This window comes from Monashia sp. HAY1-5C (assembly GCF_056755255.1).
Window position 1 is genome coordinate 1 of record NZ_JBPGXG010000676.1, and the last position, 242, is coordinate 242.

The following is a 242-nucleotide window of genomic DNA, read 5'->3' on the forward strand; positions in this document are numbered from 1 at the left end:
GGATGATCCTCGTCGTCGAGGCCGCCGACCAGGACCGTCTCGTGGCATCGCACTGGAACAAGGTCGACCCCCCGGACGGCGAGGTCGGCGAGGTCTACGTCGTCGCAGTGTCGCCGGCGCACCAGGGCGAAGGGCTCGGCCGGGCGGTGACCGTCTTAGGCCTGGACCACCTGCGCTCGCTCGGGTTGGCCAGCGTCGTGCTCTACGTCGACGACGAGAACACCGCCGCCGTGCGCCCCTCC

The 242-nt window shown here is 71.1% G+C and carries 1 protein-coding gene; it reads left to right on the plus strand.

Features of this window, described 5'->3' with window-relative positions:
- On the plus strand, positions 1-242 hold a 242-nt coding region (locus tag ACR9ZK_RS23155; RefSeq protein ID WP_481344261.1), incomplete at both ends, for a GNAT family N-acetyltransferase.